The 23,791-nt window shown below is 71.4% G+C and carries 17 protein-coding genes and 1 pseudogene; 6 read left to right on the top strand and 12 right to left on the bottom strand.

Annotated elements, in window-relative coordinates; translation table 11 throughout:
- Positions 1–63 precede the first annotated feature (63 nt).
- Positions 64–1,935, top strand: a complete 1,872-nt coding sequence (locus ACFPLC_RS29945; protein ID WP_378190654.1) for an ABC transporter ATP-binding protein — start codon at positions 64–66, stop codon at positions 1,933–1,935.
- A 126-nt stretch (positions 1,936–2,061) separates the two neighbouring features.
- Here ACFPLC_RS29945 and ACFPLC_RS29950 read toward each other — a convergent pair.
- Both ACFPLC_RS29950 and ACFPLC_RS29955 read right to left on the bottom strand, forming a co-directional pair.
- A pseudogene (locus ACFPLC_RS29950) lies at positions 2,062–3,228 on the bottom strand (serine hydrolase domain-containing protein).
- A gap of 108 nt (positions 3,229–3,336) precedes the next feature.
- Complete coding sequence (locus tag ACFPLC_RS29955) at positions 3,337–4,065, bottom strand: SIS domain-containing protein (RefSeq protein ID WP_191314177.1); 729 nt, start codon at positions 4,063–4,065, stop codon at positions 3,337–3,339.
- Between the two features lie 117 nt (positions 4,066–4,182).
- On the opposite strand from ACFPLC_RS29955, the gene ACFPLC_RS29960 reads away from it, so the two are divergent.
- The 4 genes from ACFPLC_RS29960 (at position 4,183) to ACFPLC_RS29975 (ending at position 8,114) form a co-directional block, all read left to right on the top strand.
- The gene (locus ACFPLC_RS29960; protein WP_378190651.1) at positions 4,183–4,875 is read left to right on the top strand and encodes an alpha/beta hydrolase; all 693 of its coding nucleotides are present in this window, start codon (positions 4,183–4,185) and stop codon (positions 4,873–4,875) included.
- A 95-nt stretch (positions 4,876–4,970) separates the two neighbouring features.
- Positions 4,971–6,221, top strand: coding sequence for a class I SAM-dependent methyltransferase (locus ACFPLC_RS29965; protein ID WP_378190649.1), 1,251 nt, complete (start codon positions 4,971–4,973; stop codon positions 6,219–6,221).
- Between the two features lie 88 nt (positions 6,222–6,309).
- Complete coding sequence (locus ACFPLC_RS29970) at positions 6,310–7,521, top strand: LCP family protein (protein WP_378190647.1); 1,212 nt, start codon at positions 6,310–6,312, stop codon at positions 7,519–7,521.
- Between the two features lie 38 nt (positions 7,522–7,559).
- The gene (locus tag ACFPLC_RS29975; RefSeq protein ID WP_378190645.1) at positions 7,560–8,114 is read left to right on the top strand and encodes a GNAT family N-acetyltransferase; all 555 of its coding nucleotides are present in this window, start codon (positions 7,560–7,562) and stop codon (positions 8,112–8,114) included.
- On the opposite strand, the gene ACFPLC_RS29980 is transcribed toward ACFPLC_RS29975, so the two are convergent.
- The 4 genes from ACFPLC_RS29980 to ACFPLC_RS29995 all read right to left on the bottom strand — a co-directional run bounded on the left by ACFPLC_RS29980 (position 8,080) and on the right by ACFPLC_RS29995 (position 13,273).
- Positions 8,080–8,541, bottom strand: coding sequence for a peroxiredoxin (locus ACFPLC_RS29980; RefSeq protein WP_378190643.1), 462 nt, complete (start codon positions 8,539–8,541; stop codon positions 8,080–8,082). The genes ACFPLC_RS29975 and ACFPLC_RS29980 overlap by 35 nt on opposite strands.
- A 230-nt stretch (positions 8,542–8,771) precedes the next feature.
- Positions 8,772–10,589: a putative bifunctional diguanylate cyclase/phosphodiesterase gene (locus tag ACFPLC_RS29985; RefSeq protein WP_378190916.1), complete on the bottom strand. Its 1,818-nt coding sequence runs from the start codon at positions 10,587–10,589 to the stop codon at positions 8,772–8,774.
- Between the two features lie 237 nt (positions 10,590–10,826).
- Entirely contained in the window at positions 10,827–12,287 is a 1,461-nt protein-coding gene (locus ACFPLC_RS29990; RefSeq protein ID WP_378190641.1) for a cytochrome P450, read from the bottom strand.
- Positions 12,288–12,304: 17 nt separating this feature from the next.
- Complete coding sequence (locus tag ACFPLC_RS29995; RefSeq protein WP_378190639.1) at positions 12,305–13,273, bottom strand: cupin domain-containing protein; 969 nt, start codon at positions 13,271–13,273, stop codon at positions 12,305–12,307.
- 82 nt (positions 13,274–13,355) lie between these two features.
- Between ACFPLC_RS29995 and ACFPLC_RS30000 the strand changes: the two genes are divergently transcribed.
- On the top strand, positions 13,356–13,760 hold the full coding sequence (locus ACFPLC_RS30000) for a pyridoxamine 5'-phosphate oxidase family protein (protein WP_378190637.1): 405 nt from the start codon (positions 13,356–13,358) through the stop codon (positions 13,758–13,760).
- A gap of 3 nt (positions 13,761–13,763) precedes the next feature.
- Here ACFPLC_RS30000 and ACFPLC_RS30005 read toward each other — a convergent pair whose 3' ends face one another.
- The 6 genes from ACFPLC_RS30005 to ACFPLC_RS30030 form a co-directional block, all read right to left on the bottom strand.
- Complete coding sequence (locus tag ACFPLC_RS30005; RefSeq protein ID WP_378190635.1) at positions 13,764–14,258, bottom strand: hypothetical protein; 495 nt, start codon at positions 14,256–14,258, stop codon at positions 13,764–13,766.
- 8 nt (positions 14,259–14,266) lie between these two features.
- The gene (locus tag ACFPLC_RS30010) at positions 14,267–17,779 is read right to left on the bottom strand and encodes a hypothetical protein (protein WP_378235967.1); all 3,513 of its coding nucleotides are present in this window, start codon (positions 17,777–17,779) and stop codon (positions 14,267–14,269) included.
- A gap of 162 nt (positions 17,780–17,941) precedes the next feature.
- A complete protein-coding gene (locus ACFPLC_RS30015) occupies positions 17,942–19,015 on the bottom strand; it encodes a ribonucleotide-diphosphate reductase subunit beta (RefSeq protein ID WP_378190631.1) in 1,074 nt (357 codons plus the stop codon).
- Between the two features lie 86 nt (positions 19,016–19,101).
- On the bottom strand, positions 19,102–22,005 hold the full coding sequence (locus ACFPLC_RS30020; RefSeq protein ID WP_378189902.1) for a ribonucleoside-diphosphate reductase subunit alpha: 2,904 nt from the start codon (positions 22,003–22,005) through the stop codon (positions 19,102–19,104).
- Between the two features lie 225 nt (positions 22,006–22,230).
- Positions 22,231–22,815, bottom strand: coding sequence for an acetoacetate decarboxylase family protein (locus ACFPLC_RS30025; protein WP_378189900.1), 585 nt, complete (start codon positions 22,813–22,815; stop codon positions 22,231–22,233).
- On the bottom strand, positions 22,812–23,651 hold the full coding sequence (locus tag ACFPLC_RS30030) for an enoyl-CoA hydratase-related protein (protein ID WP_378189897.1): 840 nt from the start codon (positions 23,649–23,651) through the stop codon (positions 22,812–22,814). The genes ACFPLC_RS30025 and ACFPLC_RS30030 overlap by 4 nt, the downstream gene beginning before the upstream one ends.
- Positions 23,652–23,791 lie beyond the last annotated feature (140 nt).

Genomic DNA, 23,791 nt, shown 5'->3' on the forward strand with positions numbered 1-23,791 from the left:
CGAGGTTTTATCCGGAAAAAACCTCAGTTAAGGTAGAGGTTTCCCGACACCTGGGGGTTTCTTGTGGACAACATGTGGGGGCTGTGGAGCTCGGCGATGCGCGCCGGTGACGCACCCAAGGCGCTCACCCGCGGCACGCTGAAACGCGTCGCCCGCTTCGCGCGGCCGCACTGGCGGCGGTTGCTGGCCTTCCTCGTGCTGACCGTCGTCTCGGCCGTGCTCGCCGTGACGACCCCGGTGCTGGCGGGCAAGGTGGTCGACGCGATCGTCGGCGGCCACGACGTCGAGGTGGTGGTCTGGCTCGCCGTCGTGATCGCCGCGCTGGCCGTCGCCGACGCCGGGTTCGGCCTGATCGAGCGGTGGCAGTCCGCGCGCATCGGCGAGGGCATCATCTACGACCTGCGCCGCGCGGTCTTCGAGCACGTGCAGCGCATGCCGATCGCGTTCTTCACGCGCACCCGCACCGGTGCGCTCGTGTCGCGGCTCAACAACGACGTGATCGGCGCGCAGCGGACGTTCACCGCGACGCTGTCGGGGCTGGTCACCAACGTCATCCAGCTGGCGCTGTCGCTGGCCGTCATGCTCACGCTGTCCTGGCAGGTCACGCTGATCGCGCTGGTGCTGCTGCCGATCTTCGTCATCCCCGCGCGCCGGCTCGGCCGCCGGATGGCCGGTCTGCAGCGGGAGGCCGCGAACCTCAACGCCGGGATGACCACGCAGATGACCGAGCGCTTCTCCGCGCCGGGGGCGACGCTGGTGAAGCTGTTCGGCCGTCCGGTGCAGGAGGCGGACGACTTCGGGGTGCGGGCCGGGCGAGTGCGGGACATCGGCGTCCGGACCGCGATGCTGACCCGCTGGTTCATGACCAGCCTGACCCTGGTTTCCGCGCTGGCCCAGGCGCTCGTCTACGGCCTCGGTGGCTACTTGGCGCTGACCGGGAAGCTCGCGCCGGGCACGGTCGTCGCGCTGGCCCTGCTGCTGACCCGGCTCTACGCGCCGCTGACCGCGCTGGCCAACGTCCGCGTCGACGTCATGACGGCGTTGGTGTCGTTCGAGCGGGTCTTCGAGGTGCTGGACCTCGAGCCGATGATCAAGGAGAAGCCGGATGCGCGTTCGTTGGTGACCTCGGGTGGCGTCTCGGTCGAGTTCTCCGACGTCCGCTTCGGCTACCCGGCGGCGGACAAGTATTCGCTGGCGTCGCTGGAGGACGTCGCGACTTTGGACCACCGCGGCGGGGAAGAGGTGCTGCACGGGATCTCGTTCCGGGCCGAGCCGGGGCAGATGGTCGCGCTGGTCGGGTCGTCGGGGGCGGGGAAGTCGACCATCGCGTCGCTGCTGCCGCGGCTCTACGACGTCGACTCGGGTTCGGTGCGGTTGTCCGATGTGGACGTCCGGGACCTGACTTTCGCTTCGCTGCGGGAAACCGTCGGCGTCGTGACGCAGGACGGGCACCTCTTCCACGACACGATCCGCGCCAACCTGGCGTATGCGCGTCCCGGCGTCACCGACGACGAAATCTGGGAAGCCCTCGAACGCGCCCGGCTCGGCGAGCTGGTCCACGCGCTGCCCGACGGCCTCGACACGACGGTGGGCGAGCGCGGCTACCGGCTGTCCGGCGGCGAGCGTCAGCGGCTCACGATCGCGCGTCTCCTGCTGGCCCAGCCCAAGGTCGTCATCCTCGACGAGGCGACCGCGCACCTGGACTCGGAGTCCGAGGCCGCGGTCGGCGAGGCGCTGACCCACGCCCTCGCGGGCCGTACGGCCCTGGTCATCGCCCACCGGTTGTCGACGGTCCGCGCCGCCGACCAGATCCTCGTCCTGGAGCACGGCGAAATCGTCGAGCGCGGAACCCACGAAGAACTCCTGGCCGCCGGCGGCCGCTACGCCACCCTCCACGCAACCCAGTTCGCCGACGAAGAACCCGCCATCGCGTGATTGAAGAGTCATCACGCGTGATTGAAGAGTCATCACGCGTGATTGGAGGGTCAACTCACGTGATTGGAGGGTCGACACGGTGCAAGTGCCGTGTCGACCCTCCAATCACGCGTGTCGACCTCTGAATCACGCGTGTCGACCTTCCAAGCACGTGTAGAGGGCGGTGACCAGGGCCATTTTGCGGGGGTCGTCGCGGATCAGCGGGCCGAGCTGGTTGAGGGTGTAGCCGAAGGTGATGCCGTTTTCCGGGTCGGCTCCGCCGGTGGAGCCGCCGAGGCCGTCGTGGCCGAAGGCGGCGGGGTTGGGGCCGAAGCCGCGGGCGTCGCTGCCGAGGTAGAAGCCCAGGCCCCACTCGTTCGGGAGGCCGAGGACCGCGTCGATCTCCTTGCCATGGCTTTCCCGGGCCAACGCCAGTGCCGAGGCGGACAGGAGGGTGCCGGTGGCCAGCCCGGAGTAGATCGTCGCGATCGCGCGGGCCGTGCCGTGGCCGTTCTACGCCGGCATGACCGCCTGCCGCCACGCCGGTTCGTTGGCGTCGTGGCCCTGCAGGCGCGGGTTCATCAGCGCGGCCTGGGCGACCGGGCCGGCCGCCGCGAACGCCGTGGCCAGCGCGTTCGCCATCTCCTCCGTCATCACCGGGTCGACGAGCGTCGCACAGCGGTCGACGTCGGCCGGAGACGCGAGACCGATCGAGAAGTCCGCGCCCAGCGGCCCGGCGACCTGCTCGGCGAAAAACTCGCGGATGCCCTGCCCGGCGACCCGCCGCACGACCTCGCCGACGAGCCAGCCGTAGGCCAGCGCGTGGTAGCCACCGACGGACCCGGGCTCGCACAACGGTTCCTGGGCCGCGTACAGCGACGTCATCAGGTCCCAGTCGTACAGGTCCTCGACCGCCACCGGCCGCTCCAGGCCGATCCCGGGTACGCCGGAGCGGTGCGAAAGCAGCCACCGCACCGGGATCCGCGACTTCCCGGCCGCCGCGAACCCGGGCCAGTACTTCGCGACCGGCGCGTCGACGTCGAGCTCGCCCGCCTCGGCCAGCTTGTGCGCGCACAGCGCGGTCATGCCCTTGGTCGTCGACCAGACGTTGGCCAGCGTGTCCGGCTGCCAGGGCCGCGAGCGGTCGGGACCGGTCCAGCCGCCCCACAGGTCCACCACGACTTCGCCGTGCCGGAAGGCGGTGAACGCGGCCCCGAGCTCGCCGCGGGAGCGGAAGTTCTCCTCGAAGGCCGCGCGCACCGGCTCGAAGCCGGGAGCGCACTCGCCCTGCACGGTCGCCGTGGCGCTGTCCATCGGACCTCCTCCGGGAGCGACCGGTCCGCACCGACCAGTCGGTATGTCGACGCTAAAGCGACCGGCCCGGGGCGTCAAGACGTCCTGGGCCGGTGCTTTCCGACGTACTCACCGCAGGCGCGGGACGATTTCGCCGTACTTCGCCAGCAGTGCGGCGTTCGCCTCGTCGCCACCCTCCACATTGGAGCTGCGCCACAGCGGGACGTCCAGCCCCTCGGCCGTTCCGCGGTCGTAGACCTGGGCCAGCACCAGGTTCCACAGGAACGCGTTGACCACAGTGGACAGCGGCGCGGTGCGCGGCGCGTCCGGCGGGTAGCTCGCGTCACCGGGGACGACCAGCGAGTCCAGCACCACCGTGCCCTGCTCGACCAGCGTGCTCGACGACCGCTTCGGCGCCGCCGCCACGCACGCCCGCGACGTCACCGCGATGACCGCCGCCCCCCGCTTGCGCGCCTCGATGCACAGCTCGACCGGGTACGGGTTGACGCCGGAGGTCGAGAACACCACCAGCACGTCGTCCGGCCCCGGCGCGCGCTCGGAAAGGACCTCCGCGGCCAGGCCGCTGCGCCGCTCGGTCTGCGTGCTGGGCACCGCGCCGTGCAGGGGGAGCAGGTCGGGGTGGTAGAGCGGGTAGACGCAGGCCAGCCCGCCGGCCCGGTAGAACGTCTCGGCGACCGCGGCCAGCGAGTGCCCGGCGCCCGCGGTGTAGACCAGTGCGTCGGCCCGGATCACCCCCAGCACCAGGTCGGCCGCGGCCCGCACCGCTTCGGCGTTGGCCTGCTCGACGTCCGCCAGCTGCTCGGCGACGCTGCCTGCGATGTCCGTGGCGCTCACCACACCCACCCTTCCGTCGGGGATCGGGCGCCGAATCTACCGTGCGGACCACTTCGCACGGTGGAATAGCCGGACGGGGGACCGAGGTTGACCCGGATGCGGGGAACAGGAGGACGCGGGGTGGGCGAAGTGGATCCGGCGGTGTCCGTGTGGCGGGCGCGCGGGAAGACCCGGGCGATCGTGCTCGTGCTGCACGGCGGCGCCGAGCGGGGAACCGGCACCGTGCCGCCCTGGAAGCTGGCCTTCCTCAGGATGGTCCCGATCGCCCGAGCCCTGCACCGCGCCGCACGCAAGGACGGCGTCGAGGTCCGGCTGGTGCGCAACCGCCGCTACGGCTGGAACTCGCCCGCCGAGGACCCGATCGAGGACGCCCGCTGGGCCCTGGACCGCATCCACGCCGACCACCCGGGCCTGCCCGTCGTGCTGGTCGGTCACTCGATGGGGGCACGGGTCGCGCTCCGCGTGGCCGACGACCCGGCCGTGCGCGGGGTCTGCGCACTGGCCCCGTGGACGCCGCGGGGCGAGCCGGTCGAGGCCGTCGCCGGGCGGTCGGTCCTCATCGTGCACGGCACCCGCGACCGGATGACGAGCCCGGCGGAGTCGCACGCCTTCGCCGAACGGGCCGCGGGCGTCGCCGCGCGCGTCGCCCGGTTCGAGATCGCGAACGAGGGCCACGCGATGCTGCGCCGCGCCCGGGTCTGGACGCGGCTGACCGTGGCGTTCACCCTGGACCTGCTCGACGGCGACGACGGCGGGACGCTGCGCGGGGCGTGGGCCGCCACCGGGCCCGACCGGCTGCGGATATCCGTGTGAACGTGCCCCGGACAGAGCATTCGGCGACACGCGCCGCGGGGGTGCGGCGACTAGGATCGATCACCGGCGAACCTGGCCGGCCGGAGGGAGTACCCGTGACCACTTCGAGCGCTGACCGGGCGTCGGCCGTCCCGGACGACACCCGGTGGCCGGGCCTGGCCACCCCGCCGCACTCCGCGCTGCGCGCGCGGATCGCCGCCGCGCTGTTCCGCCACGCGGTCCGCCCGCTCGACGTCCGGGTGAGCTTCCCGGACGGCACCGTGCTGGGCGCCGGCGGCCCCGGCGCCCCCGAGATGCGGATCCTGCGGCCCGAGGCGTTCTTCCACCGCCTCGGCGTCGACGCCAAGATCGGGTTCGGCGAGTCCTACATGGCCGGCGACTGGACCGCGTCCGACCTGGCCGAGGTGCTGACGCCGTTCGGCGAGCGGATGGCCACGCTCGTCCCGCCGGTGCTGCAGAAGTTCCGTCGGCTCGCCGAACGGACGCAGCCGCCGTCCGAGGAGAACACCCTCGAGGGCGCGCGGGCCAACATCCACCGGCACTACGACCTGTCCAACGACCTGTTCGGCGCCTTCCTCGACGAGTCCATGACCTACTCCGCGGCGCTGTTCACGCCGGGCGACGACGACCTCACCGCCGCGCAGCACCGCAAGATCGACAGCGTGCTCGACTACGCCGGCGTCCGCGACGGCAGCCAGGTCCTCGAAATCGGTACCGGATGGGGTGAACTCGCCATCCGGGCCGCGGGCCGCGGCGCGCACGTGACGTCACTGACCATTTCGGAGGAGCAGCGCGCGCTGGCCACCGAGCGCATCGCGGCGGCCGGGTTCGCCGACCGCGTCGAAGTGAAGCTGTGCGACTACCGCGAGTCGAGCGGCACGTACGACGCCGTGGTCAGCGTTGAGATGATCGAGGCCGTCGGCGCGTCCTACTGGCCGGAGTTCTACCGGGTGATCGGCGAGCGGCTGCGCCCGGGCGGGCGGTTCGGCCTGCAGGCCATCACCATGGACCATGACCGGATGATGGCGGCGTCGCGGGCCTACGGCTGGGTCCACAAGTACATCTTCCCGGGCGGCCTGATCCCGTCGGTGCGCTCGATCGAGGAGGGCGTCAAGGCGAACACCCGGCTCAAGCTGGCCGGGATGCGCGAGTTCGGCCAGGACTACGCGCGCACGCTACGGTGGTGGCGCGAACGGTTCCTGCACCGCTGGGCCGACATCGCCGGGTTCGGGTTCGACGACGTCTTCCGCCGGATGTGGGAGTTCTACCTGGCCTACTCCGAGGCCGGGTTCCGGTCCGGGTACCTCAAGGTCCACCAGTTCGGCTACGAGGCGACCGGCCGGTAACCGCAACCCGACCCCGGTGCCGGGCGTCCTCCTTCCGAGGACGTGCGGTGTACTGACGACGACATTTTGTCCGGATCGGGATTGGGTGATGGTGATGACGTACCGTGGCGACGACGGCGGGCGCCGGATGCCGCCGCCCCGGCCGCCTGCCGGCCGCTCCCGGGACCACCAGCGCGCGCAGATGATGCCGCTGCCCGGGCGGGGCCGCAGCCCGTACGACGAGCGCACCCGCCCGATGGGCACCCGCGAGCCCGAGTACGCCCCGCCACCGCCCCCGCGGCAGGACCCGCCGCGGCGCCCGGCGGACGACGGCTACCCGCCGTCCCGGCCGCCGCGCCGGCGCCGCTGGAGCGTCGGCAAGGTCCTGGGCGCCCTGGTGCTCGTGTTCGTCGTGTTCCTCGCCGGCATCTGGGTGTACCTCGAGTTCTCGATCAAGCGCGTCGACGCGCTGGCCGACTACTCCGGCCGCCCGGTGGCCGCGTCCGGCACCAACTGGCTGATCGTCGGCTCGGACAGCCGCGAAGGCCTGACCGCCGAAGACGAGGAGCGGCTCGCCACCGGCGACGTCGCCGCGGCGGGCGGCGGGCAGCGCACCGACACGATCATGGTGGCGCACCTGCCGGACAACAGCACCAAGCCGACCCTGCTGTCGCTGCCGCGCGACTCGCAGGTGTCGATTCCCGGGCACGGCAAGAACAAGATCAACGCGGCGTTCTCGCTCGGCGGCCCGAAGCTGCTGGCGCAGACCGTCGAAGGCGCCACCGGCCTGCACATCGACCACTACGCGGAGATCGGCTTCGGCGGCTTCGCCAAGATCGTCGACGCGATCGGCGGCGTCGAGATGTGCATCGACCAGGACATGAACGACACGATGACCGGCATCGACATCAAGGCGGGCTGCCCGCAGACGCTCGACGGCCGCCAGGCACTCGGCTTCGTCCGGATGCGCCACAGCTCGGCGACCCCGCGTTCGGACCTCGACCGCGTCGCCAACCAGCGCAAGTTCATCGGCGCGCTGGTCAGCCAGATCGCCAGCCCCGGCACGCTGCTGAACCCGTTCGACTTCTTCCCGCTGCTGTCCTCGGCGCCGGACGCGCTGACCATGGACTCCGGCGACCACGTGCACAACCTCGCCGGCCTGGCGCTCGCGATGCGCGAGATCTCCTCCGGCGGCGTGGTGACCACGACGGTGCCGGTGACCAGCGGGTCCGCGGAGAACTGGGACAAGGCCAAGTCGAAGCAGCTGTTCGACGCGCTGAAGAACGACACCGAGGTGCCCGACAGCGTCATCGTGAATTAGTTCGCGCTCGGCGTCCCGGCCGGGGCACCATGCAGGGCATGGAAACCCCGGCCGAGACCTACCGCGAGGACGGATTCACCCTGGCCCGCTGGCAGTTCGCCGACGGGCCGGAGCTCCTCGCGATGGTCAACGGGTCCCTCGAGCACCTCGGCGCGTGGATGATCTGGGCGAGCGGCGGCTACACCGCCGAGGACTGCGCGGAATTCCTGCGCACCACCCGGCAGAACTGGGCGAGCGGCGAAACGCACGACTTCGCGATCCGCGTCGACGGTTCGATCGCCGGGGCCGTCGGCGTCATGGCGCGCGAGGGCGGCGTCGAGATCGGCTATTGGCTCGCGCGCGAGTTCGTCGGCCGCGGCCTGATCACCCGGGCCGTGACGCTGCTGACCGAGGAGGCGTTCCGCCTCGGCGCCGGGTACGTCGAGATCAAGCACGACGAGCGGAACGTCCGAAGTGGAGCGGTACCGGCGCGGCTCGGGTTCACCGTGGTGCGCACGGAACCGGCGGGCAAGCCGCTGGCGCCGTCGTGCACGGGGACCAACCGGGTGTGGCGCCTGCTCAGGAAACCTTGTTCCGCTCCCGCAGGATCTTGAGCGCCTCGTCGGCGTGGACGGTGAAGTTCAGCTCGCTCTTGATCTTCGCGATGATCTTGCGGTCCTCGCCGATCACGAAGGTGGCCCGCTTGGTGTGCAGCGGCAGCAGTTTCCGCCACACGCCGAACTGCTTGGCGACCTCACCCTCCACATCGGACAGGAGCGGGTAGTCGAAGCCGTGGGTGTCGGCGAAGGTGCGCTGCTTGGTGATGGCGTCCGGGCTGATCCCGACCCGGTGCGCGCCGACCGCGGCGAACTCGGCGGCCAGGTCGCGGAAGTGGCAGCTCTCGGCGGTGCAGCCGCTGGTCATGGCGGCCGGGTAGAAGAACAGCACCACGGGGCCGGTGGCCAGGAAGTCCGAGAGCGTGCGCTCCTGGCCCCGGTCGTCGGGCAGCGTGAAGTCGGGGGCGAGGTCTCCGGCGTCCATGGACGTCCTTTCTCGTGGCGGCAGCACCCATCCTGCCCGGTCTTCGGAGCCGCCTCGCCACCGGCTTGGTCTCGCCCCAAGCGCCCCAAGGTGGCCTTCGGTGCGCTAGACGCACCCAAGGTGGCCTTCGGTGCGCTAGACGCACCCAAGGTGGCCTTCGGTGCCCTGGACGCACCCAAGGCCGCCTTCGGTGCTCCAGACGCAACCAAGGCCACATTGGGGCGGTTGGGTCAGCTCCTCGGGTGGCGGTTGATCATCTCGTCGACCTCGTCACCCGTCGCCGAATCCGCCACGAACGGGCCGCGGGCCGCGATCACGCCGAGCTGGCGGAGGCGGGCCGCCTGCTCGTGGGTGCGGACGCCCTCCGCCCCGACCCGCAGGTGCAGCTCGCGCGCCCGGGTGATCAGCTGGGTCAGGTGCCGCAGGTCGGGCTCCGCCGGCTCGTCGGTGTCCAGTGCGTCGACCACCGGGCCGGACAGGATCACGTGCCGCACGGGAAGGTGGTGCTGGGGGATCAGCTCCAGGTCCGCCGAGCCCGAGATCGTCAGCACCAGCTGCGCGCCCAGGTCGGCCAGTACCGAGAGCGAATCCAGGACCTCGCCGCGCGGGTCGAGCATCGACTCGCGGTCGGTGCACAGCCGCAAGGCGCGGGCCGGGAGCTCGTGTTTGTCCAGCTGCTCCTTGACCAGCAGCACCAGGTCCGGGTCGATCGCCAGCCGGGTGGGCAGCCGGACGCAGACGTCCGGGGCCGCGTCGCCCAGGTGCGCGCGCCAGCGGGCCGTTGCGGCCAGGGACTCCGCCAGCAGCCAGCGGCCGAGCGGCACCGTCATGCCCGTGGTCTGCGCCAGCGGGTAGAACTCGTCGGAGTCGAGCTCGCCCTTCTCCGGGTGGTTCCACCGCAGCCCGGCGTTGACGGCGGCGAGCTCGTCCGGCCGGGACAGCTTCACCGTGGGCTGGTAGACCAGCGAGAACTCGCCGTTCTCCAGCGCGCCGGCGATCACCGCGCCCAGCTGGTAGCGGCCGCGGTCGCGGGCGTCGAGCTCCGGGTCGAACAGCATCCACTGCGCCTTGCCGGCCTCCTTGGCCCGGTGCAGCGCGATCTCCGCCGCCCGCAGCAGTTCCGCGGCCCCGCCCTCGACGGCCGCGCGCACGACGATGCCCGCGCTCGCGCTCACGCCGATGCCGTGCCCGCCCAGGTAGATCGGCTCGTTGAGGTCCTCCAGGGCGCGCTCGACCAGCCGGACGACCTCGGTCGCCGCCAGCTCGCCCCGCAGCAGCACCGCGAAACCGTCACCGGACAGGCGGGCGACGAACCCGTCGTGGTGGCCGGTGAACACCGCCGACAGCTTGTTCGCGACCCCGCGCAGCACCTGGTCGCCGACGCCGGCACCGAGGCCGTCGTTGATCACCTTGAAGCCGTCGACGTCGAGGTAGATGAGCGCGATGTCGTCGCGCGCGCCTGCCCCGAGCGCGGCCTCCAGCTTGGTGGTGAACGACGACGCGTTGGGCAGCCCGGTCAGCGGGTCGTGCACGTTCTGGTGCAGCAGCCGCTCCTGCAGCAGGTGCAGCTCGTTCGCGTCCGACACCATCAGCACCGGGTAGATCGAGCCGGGCCGGTCGCCGGGCAGCCGGGCGAGGGTGACGTCGGTCCAGAGCTGCCCGTCCTCGGTGTGGTCGAGCAGCATCCGCTCCTGGTAGCGGTCGCGCCCCGCGCGCACCTGCTCCAGGCCCTCGGCGAGCCGGGAGACGTCGTGCTCGGTCGAGCCGAGGTCGGTGAGGTGCCTGCCCCGCAGGCGATCCGGCGAGCAGCCGAGCAGCTGCCCGAGGGCGAGGTTGGCCTCCACGATCTCGCCGTCCGGGTCGGCCAGCGCGATGCCCATCGGCGACGCGGCGTACAGCGCGGTGAACCGCAGCAGAGCGCCGTCGTGCTGCGAGCCGGCCTGGTCGACCGCGTCGTGCGCGACCTCCAGCAGAAGGGCTTCGAGCTCCTCCGGGGGAAGCGTTACTCCTTTGGTGTCGGCCAACGTCGCCGCCCACCGCCGCGCCACGTCCAGTAGCCCTGACGCGGCACCGGGTTCAGGCACACTCCACCTCTTCACGCACAGGTATGGCCAGGTCGGACACGGTGTCGGGGATCATGAAGCCACACCAGGCAGCCTTCGCCCACGATCGATGCCACGCCATCATGCGCGTGACAGGGTGTCTACCGGCTGAACGAGTGAACGAATCTCCACAACCGGTAACTTTTCGTTACCTAGTGTATGCGACGGTGGACGAGGACCGGGTCAGCGGGGGGTCAGGTGCACCGGCAAACCGTCCGCGGGGACCGGCAGGGAGACGTAGTCCCAGCGCGCGGTGTAACTCTCCGGAACCGACCAGCGGTAGGCGCGCAGCAGTTCGTGCATCAGCAACTTCACCTCGAGACCGCCGAAGTGCAACCCGATGCACTTGTGCGCGCCACCGCCGAAGGGCATCCACGCCATCCGGTGCGACTTGTCCTCGCGCCGTGGTTCGGCGAAGCGCTCCGGGTCGAAGGCGAAGGGGTCGGTCCAGCACTCGGGCGTGAAGTGGTTGACGGTCGGCGAGACGCCCACGAGCGTGCCCGCCGGGATGTAGTGGCCGAGCACCTCGGTGTCCTTGACGGTCTGGCGGGTCAGCGACGGCACCGGCGCGACGAGCCGCAGCGCCTCCTTCATCACGAGGTCGAGCGTCTCGAGCTTCTCGACGGCCTCGATGCCGGGGATGTCGTCGCCGAGGGCCAGTGACTCCGCGCGGGCGCGTTCCTGCCACTCCGGGTGCTTCGCCAGGTAGTAGGCCATCGCGCTGCTGGTGATGGTCGTCGTGTCGTGCGCGGCCATCATCAGGAAGATCATGTGGTTGACGATGTCGGTGTCGGAGAACCGGTCGCCGTCCTCGGTGGTGGCCTGACAGAGCGCGGCGAACAGGTCGTCGCCGCCCGAACGCCGTTTGGCGGGCAGGGTTTCGCCGAAGTAGCGCTCGAGGACCCGGCGCCCGTGCAGCCCGGCCGACCAGCGCCCGCCCGGCACCGGGAAGCGCACGAAGGCGGTGCCGGCCCGCACCGAGCTCACGAACGCGCGGTTGATCCGGGCCGCGTCGGCACCGCTGCGCATGCCCATGAACACGCGCGTCGCGACGTCGAGGGTGAGCTGCTTGAGCGCCCAGTACAGCCGCGGCCGCTCGGCCGAGCCCCAGCTCGCGACGCCCTCGCGCAGCGCGGGCCCCATCTCGCCGACGTAGCCGGCCAGCCGCGGGCGCGTGAAGGCCTCCTGCATGATCCGGCGGTGCAGGTGGTGCTCGCCGAAGTCCATCAGCATCAGGCCGCGCTCGAAGAACTTCTCGATGAAGAACTTCCAGCCCTCCTGGGAAAACGCCTTGTCCTTGTTGACGAGGGCGATCTGCGTGGCCTCGGGCCCGGACAGCGCGACGATCCGGCGGCCGAACCCGCCGGTCCACGACACCGGGCCGTAGAGCTCGTAGCGGCGCAGGCCGAAGGCGGGGCCGAACCGCATCATCTCGAGCATGTGCCCGACCACCGGCGGTCCTTCGTCGCCGAGCACCGGCTTCAGCCCGCTGCCCGCGGGCGGTGTCGCGAGTTCCTTGACCGGCCAGCGCGACCGCAGCCAGCGTTCGTCGACCTTCGGTGGCAGGGGGAGTGCGGTCAGCGGCGGCACGCGTTCGCGCAGTGCTTCGGCGGCTCGGCTCACGGTGCCCGGCAAAGTGACCATCTCCCCGGCGAGATCGGCTATCCCTCCACGATGCCCTCTTGTTGACGGTCTGACAACACCTTGGCGGCCGTCCTTTCGGGTGGTCTGCGCCGAACCTCGCTCGGGGTGGCGCCGCGGACCCGTTTGAACGCCGCGCTGAAGCCGAACGGGTCGGCGTACCCCACGGCGCGCGCCACCTCCGCGACGGTCGCGCCCGGCCGCTCGGCCAGCAGGTCCGCGGCGAGCGCCATGCGGTGGCGGGTGAGGTGGGTCAGCGGCGGCTCCCCGACCAGCTCGGTGAACCGCTTGGCCAGCGTGGACCGCGACACGCCGACGCGGACGGCCAGCGCCGCGACGGTCCAGGGCGCCGCCGGCTCGTCGTGCATCAGCCGCAGCGCCGGGCCGGCCACCGGGTCGCGCCGCGCGGTCCACCACGCCGGTGGTTCGCCGCCGGGCCGGTCGAACCAGGCGCGCAGGGTGCAGACGAGCATCCAGTCCAGCAGCCGGTCGAGCACCACCTGCTGGCCGGGGGCGTCCACGGCCACTTCGGCGGCGAGGTGGTCCAGGACGGCGTCCCCGGTGCCGCCGCCCTCGACGCGCAGCACGGCGGGCAGGGCCTCCAGCAGCGGGCGGCTGATCTCGCCGCGCACGGGGTAGGCGCCGACGATCAGGGTGGTCGGGCCCTCGCCGTCGTCGCGCCAGCCACGCCGGTGCCGCGTCCCGCCCAGTTCGGGAGCCGCGCAGTATTCGCCGCACGCGACCGGTTCGGCGCGGGTGCCGATCTCGTCGGCGAAGGTGAAGGTCCCCGGCCCGCGCACGACGACGGTGTCGTAGGCGTTCAGCGGTTCGGGGGCGCCGTGCTCGGAGATGATCCAGCCGCCGCCGGAGAGCACGGTGCACAGCGTCAGCGGTGCGCCATCGACGAAGTGCAGGGAAAACGGTGGGGCGAGGGCCGAACTGCCGAACAGCGAGCCGTGCGCCCGCACACCGCGGAAGAAGTCGTCCACCGTCGCGAGGTTAGACGAATGGGCAGGGATTCCGGTGTTTCACCCATGGGATCGTCCGAGGCGCCGCGGTTGACTGGACGGCATGAACGCTTTGACTTCCGACGACCTCGAGTTCCTCCGCCGTCCCCTGCACGGGTTCCTCACCGTGGCGGGCGGCCAGCCCCGCCCGGTGTGGTTCGAGGCGGCAGGCGACGGCACGATCCAGCTGTTCTCGGAACCGGACGCACCCAAGGTGCGGCGCCTGCGCCGGGACCCGCGCGCGTCGATCGTGGTGGCGGCCCCGGTGGGGGAGCGCGAGCGCTGGGTGTCGATCGAGGGGCGCATGTCGGTGGAACCCGACGGCGCGCAGGAGCTGGCGCAGCGCTTGGCGGCCCGGTACTGGGACCTGGGCGACCCGGACCGCGCGGCCGACGCGAAGGCGATCGGGGACACGGAGCAGGTCCGGCTCGTCCTGCACGCGGAAACCGTGCGGCGCTACGCCTTCTGAGTTTCAGCGGTGCAGGGCTGCCGCCGTCTCGGCTTCGAGTGCTTCGAGGGCTTTCAGCGCTTCGGATTGTGCGGGGTCCTCGCCGATCCGGGCGCGGAAGAACGCCAGCGCCCGGCGGCCGCAGTCGTGCAGCGCGGGGAGCAGCTCGGCCGCCGGGGCGGCCCATTCCGCCGGTGCGGCACCGTTCGCGCTCAGCACCGCGCTGCCGTGCAGGCGGATGCCGGCCCCGGCCGGTTCGAGGAAGTACTCGCCGGGCGAGCGGTTGAGGTAGGCCCCGAACGGCTCGCCCGCCGCGAGCTGCGCCGGGGCCTGCAAGCACAGGCTCGCGACCAGCGGGAGAAGTTCGTCCTCGACGAAGACCCCCGCTGCGTCCGGGCCCGCCAGCAGCACGCGCCCGTACCAGTAGTCCTGCCCACCGGGGGGATCCGAGCCGGGGGCCGGCTCGGTCGCGAACACGTCCGGTGCGGTCCGGACCCCGAACTGCGCGGTCACTGGCATGGTTGACCCTATCCCACGATCTTCGCGATGGCGTCCAGCAATGTCTTGGACAGGTGCTCGACGCCGGGGCTGCCCGGCAGCGGGAAGAACTGCCCGATGCCGGGATTGGTGTTCGGCAGCTGGGTGCCGAACTGCACGCGGATCCCGCTCGGCAGGGTGAACCGCACGGGCCCCTTGATGGTGCCGGCCGTGATCGCCGAGTTCGGCTGGGCGCCGTTCAGCACGCGCAGCGGGGTGGCCCGGCCGACCCCGGTCGGGCCCTGGGAGATCGAATCGATCACCCCGCCCGGGTTGTCGAGCAGGTTGACCGCGCTCTGCAGTTCGGCCTGGACGTCCGCCGCGGTGTGCCCGGCGGGCCAGAAGCTCTGGCCGTTCGCGCCGGTCTTGGTGAAGTCGTAGTGCGCGATGGTGTGCTCGTCGAGGAAGTGCGTCATGTTCGAGCCGGAGTAGGGCCCCATCGCCGGTCCCGGCGTGGTCGGTGCCGGCGTGCGGGCGTGGAAGAGCTTGGTCAGGTTGCCGAGCCGCTGGAACTCGGTCGCGTTGCCGGCCGCCTGCCCGGCCAGGTCCGCGACCTCCGAAGCGGCCTTCCCCCGGGTGACCGCGAGGTCCATCAGCTCCGCGAGCATCGCCGCGCCCGGCTTCCCGCCGGCGTTGGTCAGCAGCGTGCGGAGCAGGCCGCCGTCGTTGGCCAGCGCGGTGAGCATCTTGTCCAGCTGCGCGATGTCGTCGGTCGCCTTGATCAGCTCGTCCAGCAGCGGCGCGTCGTTGCGCAGGCGGGTGAGCAGCCCGGTCAGCTCGGCCGGGTTCGCGGTGCCGGCCAGCAGCCTGCCGAGCATCGGCGCGTCGCCGCCGGCCGCGGTGACGATGCCGAGGAGCCGGTTGACCTCGGCGACCGAGCCCGCCTTGCCGACCATGGTGCGGATCAGCGCGGCGTCGCCGCCGGCCGCGGTGACGTTCCGGACCAGCTGCGCGACCTCGGTCCAGCTCGCGGTGCCGAGGAGGTCGTCCAGCAGCGCGGAGTCGCGGCCGAGCGCGACGACCACGGCGCGCAGCTCCGCCACGTTCGGCGCCTGGCGCAGCAGGCGGATCAGCCGCGGTGTCTCGCCGACCAGCGTGCGCAGCTCGAGGAACTCGGTGATGTTCGCGGTCCGGCGGACGACCAGCATGATCTCCTCGATCGTGCGGATCTCCGCGACGATCGCCCGCACCGCGACGAGGTCGCCGCGCGCCCAGATCAGCAGCATCACGAACCGGGTGCCCCCGCCGGCCGACTCGACCAGGGCCCGCAGCCACCGGGCCTCGCCGAGGAACTTCAGCACCCGGCCGGGGATGAGGATCGAGAGGATGTCGAACACCGAGCGGCCGACCAGCTTGCCGCGCTCGTAGTCGGACAGGTCGTCCCGCACCCACGCCTGGTAGATCCGCCAGGCGGCCATGGCGACCAGGACGATCACGCCGACGACGGCGAGCACGATGAGGATCACCTTGATCACCCCGGCCGCCGCGGCGAGGAACGCGGCCACCGCGGCGATCGCCTCGAGCAGCAGCGCGATCCCGCCGATGGCCAGGATGATCAGGGCCGCCACGACGATCACCGCGACCACGATCAGCGCGATCCACGCGAGCACCTTGACGAAGTCCCACAGCTCCTGCAGGAAGCCGACCAGGACGCCACCCAGGAAGCGCGCCGCCCGGCTGAGCCAGCTCTCCTCCTGGATCTCGTGCGCCCGCTTGTCGATCTGCGCACCGAGCCCGGTGACCACCTTCTCCTGCGCGGCCAGGGTGTCGTCGACCTTCTTCGCCGCCTGGGCGCGGCCTTCGTCGAGCTGCCTGCCCCAGCCGGCGTCGGCATCGGTGACGGCCTTGCTCAGTTCCCGGTCGGTGTCGGTGACCGCGGCGGCGATCCCGTCCGTCGCGTCCTTGGCGGCCTTGGCGATGGTGTCGTTGGTCTGGCTCATCGTGTCCGCGGCCCGGGTTTCGAAGTCGGCCGCCGCCTGCTCGACCGGCTGGGCCACCTGCGCGGTCCCGGCCGAGATGCGGCTCGTGGTGTCCGCCGCGCCGGTGTCGAACGCCTGCCCCGCCTGCGAAACTTGAGCTTCCTGCGCGCTGTCGAACTCGCCGAGCCCGCTCGCCAGCTGGGTGTCGGCCTCGGCGACGACCTGCGCGGCCGCGCTCGCCGGCGCCCCGCGGAGCGCGCCCGCCACCTGGGTCGAGAAGGTGTCGATCGTGGCGTTCGCCTCGGCGGTCTGCGCGCCGATCTGCCCGGCCGCGTTCTCGCCCTGCGTCCGCATGCCGGCGGCCCCGGCTTCGCCGAGCTGCCGCAACGCCGGACCGAGTTCGGCCCGCTGCCGGGTGAGGGTCTCGGTCAGCCGGTCGGCGGACCGGCGCAGGCCGTCGATGGCGTCGTCCGCGGACTTGCCGATCCCGTCGGCCGCGGTCCGCCGCTCCGCCTCGATCTTCTTGTGCCCGGCCCGGCGGGCTTCCTCGAACTTCTCGGCGTTGTCCCGGCCCTCGCGGAGGAACTTCTCCGCGAGGTCGGTCCCGTCCTTGCGGACCGCGGCGGCGACCTCTCGGCCGGCCGCCTCGATCTTCCCCGCCGCGTCCCCGGCCAGTTCGCGGGCTTCAGCCGCGATCCGGGGGCCCCGTTCGCCCGCCTGGTACTGCTGGGCCTTCTGCTCGCCGACGGCCCGGGCCCGGCCCGCGCGCGTCCCGCATTCTCGGACCGCGCGGGCGGCCTCGTCCTCCCCGAACTTCCGGGCCGCCTGCGCCCGGGTGCCCGCCGCCTTCAGCAAGGCGGCCTTGTGCCCGTCCACGGCGGTGTCGAGGGCGATGTTCTTCTCGCGGGCGGCGTCGCCCACCTCGGCGAGCTTGGTCCGGCGCTGGGCGTTGATCCCGTCCCGGGCACTGGCGAACCCGGCGCCAACGCGTTCCAGCGCGGAGTCGAGCGTGCCCAGCACGGACTCCTGCTCGGTCCGGGCGGCGGCCCGGATGACCTGACCGGACGCGGCCGCGGCCGCGCGGACCTGCGCCTGCCGGGCGGCCGCCGCGTCGCCGACCGCGCCGCGCCGGGCGGCGACCCGGCCGTCGAGCTCGCCCGAACCGCTCTCGGTGGCGGGCTGCGGTGGCGCACCCGCTTCGGGTGCCGGGACCGGCGCTTCGGCCGTCGCGGTGGCGGTCTGCGGTGCGGGGGGATCGGCGGGCGCCGGTGGTGGCGCGGCCGGAGCGGCGGGAGCGGCCGGCGCCGGGGTGGCCACCGCGGCCTGCCCGGGGGCCGGCGCCGTCTCTTCTTGCCGTTGCACACTGACGGTTTCGCCGGACGCGGGCTGCAGCAGCCGGGCCACCGCGCTCTGCCCGGCCGCGCTTTGCAGGGCGAGGATGGCGCGCGGGCTGCTGGTGAGCACGCGCGGACGGCCGGACCGGTCGGAACCGGGGGCAGTGACCGGACCGGCCGGGTCGGCGGTCCGGGCCCGCGCGTGATCGGCGGGCTCGCCGGTCTCCGCTTCAGCCTTGTCCCGGCGCACCGCTCCATCGTGCCCCGGGCCCGGCCGTGAAGAAGGGGCCGTACGGGCAGCCGCACGGGCAGCCGTGCCACGCCGGATGCAGGCAGCGAGGGGCCCGGATGGGGTAATAGAAGTCGGCCCCGCCCCCGGTGGACCAGGAGCGGGGCCGGCTGCGGCGGGCGATCAGTCCCAGTCGAGGGCGCCGCCCGACTGGTACTCGATCACGCGGGTCTCGAAGAAGTTCTTCTCCTTCTTCAGGTCCATCGCCTCGGACATCCACGGGAACGGGTTCTCCGTCTCGCCGAAGATCGGCTGGAGGCCGATCTGCTGCGCGCGGCGGTCGGTGATGAAGTGCATGTACTGCTCGCACAGCTGCGCCGACAGGCCGAGCATGCCGCGCGGCATCGTGTCACGCGCGTACGCGACCTCCAGCTCGCACGCTTCCTTCAGCATCCCGCGCACCTCGGCCTGGAACTCTTCGGTCCACAGGTGCGGGTTCTCGATCTTGATCTGGTTGATGCAGTCGATGCCGAAGTTCAGGTGGATCGACTCGTCGCGCAGGATGTACTGGTACTGCTCGGCGATGCCGACCATCTTGTTCCGGCGGCCCAGCGACAGGATCTGCGCGAACCCGGTGTAGAACCACATTCCCTCGAAGATCACGTAGAACGCGACGAGGTCACGCAGGAACGCCTGGTCGGCCTCCGGCGTCCCGGTTTCGAAGTCCGGGTTCTCCAGGTTCTGCGTGTACTTCAGCGCCCACGCGTCCTTGTCCGAAATGGACGGGACCTCGCGGTACATGTTGAACAGTTCGCCCTCGACCAGGCCGAGGCTTTCGCAGATGTACTGGAAGGTGTGCGTGTGCACGGCTTCCTCGAACGCCTGGCGCAGCAGGTACTGGCGGCACTCGGGGTTGGTGATCTGCCGGTACACCGCGAGCACGATGTTGTTGGCCACCAAGGACTCCGCCGTCGCGAAGAAGCCCAGGTTGCGCTTGAGCATCTGCCGCTCGTCCTCGGTGAGGCCGTCCGGCGACTTCCACAGCGCGATGTCGGCCTGCATGGCGACCTCGGTCGGCATCCAGTGGTTGTTGCAGCCGGCCAGGTACTTCTCCCACGCCCACTTGTACTTCATGGGCAGCAGCTGGTTGACGTCGGCGCGCGCGTTGATCATGCGCTTGTCGTCGACGTTGATCCGGGCGGCGCCGACCTCGATCTCCCCGAGGCCGGTCGCGTCCGTCGTCTCCACGTTGGTCATGTCACTCACTTCGGGCAGGCGGGGTCGTGAGTGGTAAGGCGGGTTCTAACCCGCCTTACCACTCACGACCAGCCGCGGGAGGGGGCTTACTGGCAGGCTTCGCAGTCGGGGTCGTCGATGCGGCAGGCGGCGCCTTCGGTGGCCACGAAGTCGACGTCCGGCTCGGGCTTCGGCGAGGGCGAGGGAGCAGGCGTCGGCGCGGGCGCCGGGGCCGGGGCAGCCGCGGCGGGCGCCGGGGCCGGGGTGGCCGAGACGGCGTTCAGCTTGCCGTCGGTGCCGCGCAGCGTGCTCTTCTCCACGTGCGTCGCGGACTGCGCCCGCAGGTAGTACGTGGTCTTGAGGCCCTTGTGCCACGCGTAGCGGTAGAGCTGGTCGAGCTTGCGGCCGCTCGGCGCCGCGATGTACAGGTTCAGCGACTGCGCCTGGTCGATCCACTTCTGGCGCCGCGACCCCGCGTCCACCAGCCACTTCGACTCGATCTCGAACGCCGTCGCGTACAGCGCCTTCAGGTCGTCCGGCACGCGGTCGATCTGGCCGAGGCTGCCGTCGAAGTACTTCAGGTCGCTGACCATGACCTCGTCCCACAGCCCGCGCGCCTTCAGCGACCGGACCAGGTGCGGGTTCACCACGGTGAAGTCGCCGGACATGTTCGACTTGACGTACAGGTTCTGGAACAGCGGCTCGATCGACTGGCCGACGCCGCAGATGTTGGAGATCGTCGCGGTCGGCGCGATCGCCATCACGTTGGAGTTGCGCATGCCGACGGTCTTGACGCGCTCGCGCAGCGGCGCCCAGTCCAGCGTGGTCGAAAGGTCGACGTCGAGGTTGTCACCCTGGCGCGCGTCGATGAGCAGCTGCATCGAGTCGATCGGCAGGATGCCCTTGCTCCACAGCGAACCCTCGAACGACTGGTACTGGCCGCGCTCCTCGGCGAGGTCGGTCGAGGCCGAGATCGCGTAGTAGGAGATGTGCTCCATGCTCGTGTCGGCGAACTGCACGGCGGCTTCCGACGACAGCGGCAGGCCCAGCTCGAACAGCGCGTCCTGGAAGCCCATCAGCCCCAGCCCGACCGGGCGGTGGCGCAGGTTGGAGCGGCGCGCCTCCGGGATCGTGTAGAAGTTGATGTCGATCACGTTGTCCAGCATGCGGACGGCGGTGCGCACGGTCTTCTCGAGGCGCTTCGTGTCCAGGCCCTCGGGGGTGACGTGCTTGAGCAGGTTCACCGAGCCGAGGTTGCAGACCGCGACCTCTTCGCTGTTGGTGTTCAGCGTGATCTCGGTGCACAGGTTGGACGAGTGCACGACGCCGACGTGCTGCTGCGGCGAGCGCAGGTTGCACGGGTCCTTGAAGGTGATCCACGGGTGGCCGGTCTCGAACAGCATGGTCAGCATGCGGCGCCACAGGTCGACCGCGCGGACGCGCCGGAACACCTTGATCTCGCCGCGGTCGGCGGCGGCCTCGTACTCGCGGTAGCGCTGCGAGAACTCGTTGCCGTAGAGATCGTGCAGGTCCGGCGTCTCGTTCGGCGAGAACAGCGTCCACTGCGCGTCGGCCTCGACGCGGCGGAGGAACTCGTCCGGCACCCAGTTCGCGGTGTTCATGTCGTGGGTGCGGCGGCGGTCGTCACCGGTGTTCTTGCGCAGGTCGAGGAACTCCTCGATGTCGACGTGCCACGTCTCGAGGTACGCGCACGCCGCGCCCTTGCGCTTGCCGCCCTGGTTGACCGCGACGGCGGTGTCGTTGGCGATCTTGAGGAACGGCACGACACCTTGGGACTGGCCGTTGGTGCCCTTGATGTGGGCGCCGAGGCCGCGGACCGGCGTCCAGTCGTTGCCGAGGCCGCCCGAGTACTTGGCCAGCAGCGCGTTGTTCTTGTACGCCTGGAAGATGGAGTCCAGGTCGTCGTCCACCGTGGTCAGGAAGCAGGACGACAGCTGCGGGCGGGTGGTGCCGGAGTTGAACAGCGTCGGCGTCGAGGCCATGAAGTGGAAGCTCGACAGCAGCTCGTAGAACTCGATCGCGCGGGCTTCGCGGTCGTCTTCCCGGATGGCGAGACCCATGGCGACGCGCATGAAGAAGGCCTGCGGCAGCTCGAAGCGGGTGCCGTCGTGGTGCTGGAAGTACCGGTCGTACAGCGTCTGCAGGCCGAGGAAGCCGAAGTCGAGGTCGCGCTCGGGCCGGATCGCGGCGGTGATCTTGTCCAGGTCGAAGCGCTGCAGCTCGGCGTCGACCAGCTCCAGCTCGATCGCGCGGCGCAGGTAGGCACGGAAGTACGCGGGGTACTCGGTCGCCATCTCGTCCTGGCTGGCCTGACGCGGCTTCTGCGCGAGGTAGCTCAGCGCCTCGCCGCGCAGCTTGTCCAGCAGCAGGCGAGCCGAGACGTAGGAGTAGTTCGGCTCCTGCTCGACCAGCACGCGGGCGGCCAGGACCTGGGCCAGGGCCAGCTCCTCGGCGCTGATGCCGTCGTAGAGGTTGCGCTTGGCCTCGGCCAGCACCGGCTCGGCGCTGACGTCGTCCAGGCCGGCGACGGCCTCGCCCACGACGTGGGACACGCGGGCCCAGTCGAGCGGGCGCAGGACGCCGTCGGTGCCCTTGACGTTGAGGGTGGCTTCGGTGGTGGCGGGCTTCGCGGCTTCGCGGGCCTTCGCGCGCTCCTCGCGGTAGAGGACGTAGGCGCGGGCGACCTTGTGGTGCTCACCGCGCATCAGCGCGAGCTCGACGAGGTCCTGGATCTGCTCGATGTGCAGGGCGGTCTCGGGGCCGGCGTGGCGCAGCAGGGACGCCTCGACCTGCTCGGTCAGCTCGGCGACGACGTGGTGCACGCGGGAGGACGCGGCGGCGTCGCCGCCCTCGACCGCGAGGAACGCCTTGGTCAGCGCGACCGAGATCTTCCCGGCGTCGAACGGCGACACGCTGCCGTCCCGCCGGATGACCCGGATCGCGGTGGGTGAGTCGGCAGCGGACGGCCGCTGACCGGTTTCGACTGACATGCGTGTCTCCAAGTTTTCGGGCGCGTTCGATCGCCGCACGGCCTCATGAGGCCGTGCGCTGCGGTTTCTCCAAAGCTGCCCGGCGACCCTCCGCAGCGGTCTCCCCGTCGCTGGGGGCTGCCGGTGTTGAGAGACTACATGTTGGGGTGGGGGTGCGCGCGCGACCCCAGATGGCGTGTCGGGAGTTCACTCTGGCGAGGTTGCGTGATCACCCAGAGGTGCTGCTCAAGCCCCGAAACGCAGCTCGCTGCCCGGGAGAGCGAGGCTCAGGAACGGCCGTCGGCCGGCCAGGTAGCCGAGCGGGCCGGCCGGGTTGATCGTCCAGTCGGCCGCGGCGAGGGCGGGCCGGATCTTCGCGCCGACGGGCGTCCGCACCGGGGTGCCGTCACGGTCCTGGAGGACGTCGAACCGGCTCGGGAGGGCGAGCGGCGAGCCCGGCCTCGGCGTGAAGGCCGCGGTGGCGATCCAGTCGTCACCGGCGGCCGCGGTGTACGTGCGGTCGGTGAACTGGAGGGCGGCGAGGTCCTTCGGGATGGCCCACAGCTCGCGGCCGCCTGCGAGGGAGACTTCGGAGTCGACCCAGATCTGCGTGATCGTGCACGTGGTCCGCCTGCCGCGGACCGGGACGGCGGCGAGCAGCTCGTGGTAGCTGAGCTGCCCGGGTTCGCGGTAGGCGATCCAGGCGGTGAAGACGGAGGTGTACCCCGCGACGGACAGCGCGCCCGGGTGCACGTCGCGCGCGGGGACCCGCCAGATCGAGACGTGGGCGTCGGCGACCAGGTTCCAGGGCTGCGGCGGGTAGGCGGTCATTTCTCCAGCCAGGGCAGGTAGGCGGGCAGGTCCTGGTCGACGCGCAAGCCGAACGACGGCGGCCGTTTCTGCAGGAACGACAGGACCCCTTCGACGGCGTCCGGGTTCGCGCCGAGGCCGCCGATCAGCTTGGAGTCGAGTTCGTGCACCGGGAACGGCGACGCGGCGCTGGCCATCCGGTAGAGCAGCTGCCGGGTGACGGCGACCGACACCGGCGCGGTCGTCTCGACGATCTCCTGCGCGAGCTTCTTCGCTTCGTCCAGCACGGTCCCGGTGGGGAAGACCTTGTGCACCAGGCCTTTTTCGTTTGCCTCGGTCGCATCGAAGACGCGGCCGCTGATCATCCAGTCGAGCGCGGTGCCCATCCCGACGAGCCGGGGGAGGAACCACGCGGACGCGCCTTCGGGGTAGATGCCCCGGCGGGTGAAGACGAACCCGAACCGCGAGTCCTCCGAGGCGAGCCGGTAGTCGCAGGAGAGCGTGATGGTAAGCCCGCCCCCGACGGCGGCCCCGTGCAGGGCGGCGATCACGGGCTTGTTCATGGTGAAGATCCGCTTCGAGCACCGCCCGGCGGGCTCTTGCCATGCGTCGCCGGGCCCCTCGTCGGGATCGAAGTCGAAGCCGCCCTGCGAGAGATCGGCCCCGACGCAGAAGTCCCGGCCGGCGCCGGTCAGCACGACCACGCGGACATCCTCGTCACGATCGGCGCGGTCCATGGCGGCACCGAGCTCATCGGCCATCCGGATCGTGTAGCCGTTGCGCGCCTCGGGGCGGTTGAGGGTGATCGTGGCAATCCGCCCCTCGACGGCGTAGGCGATCTCGGCGTAGTCGGCCATGGTGAGGAAGGTATTGCAGCCGGGCGCTACTGGCAAGGTGTCAATAGTGGGTCCGCAGCGTTCGGAGAGAAACAATCAGGCGTGCTTGATTTTTCTCCGCCCCGGTGCCACGCTGGCCACCGGACGCAAGGAGGCGGGCG

It is taken from the genome of Amycolatopsis plumensis (assembly GCF_042652605.1).
GTDB lineage: Bacteria > Actinomycetota > Actinomycetes > Mycobacteriales > Pseudonocardiaceae > Amycolatopsis > Amycolatopsis plumensis.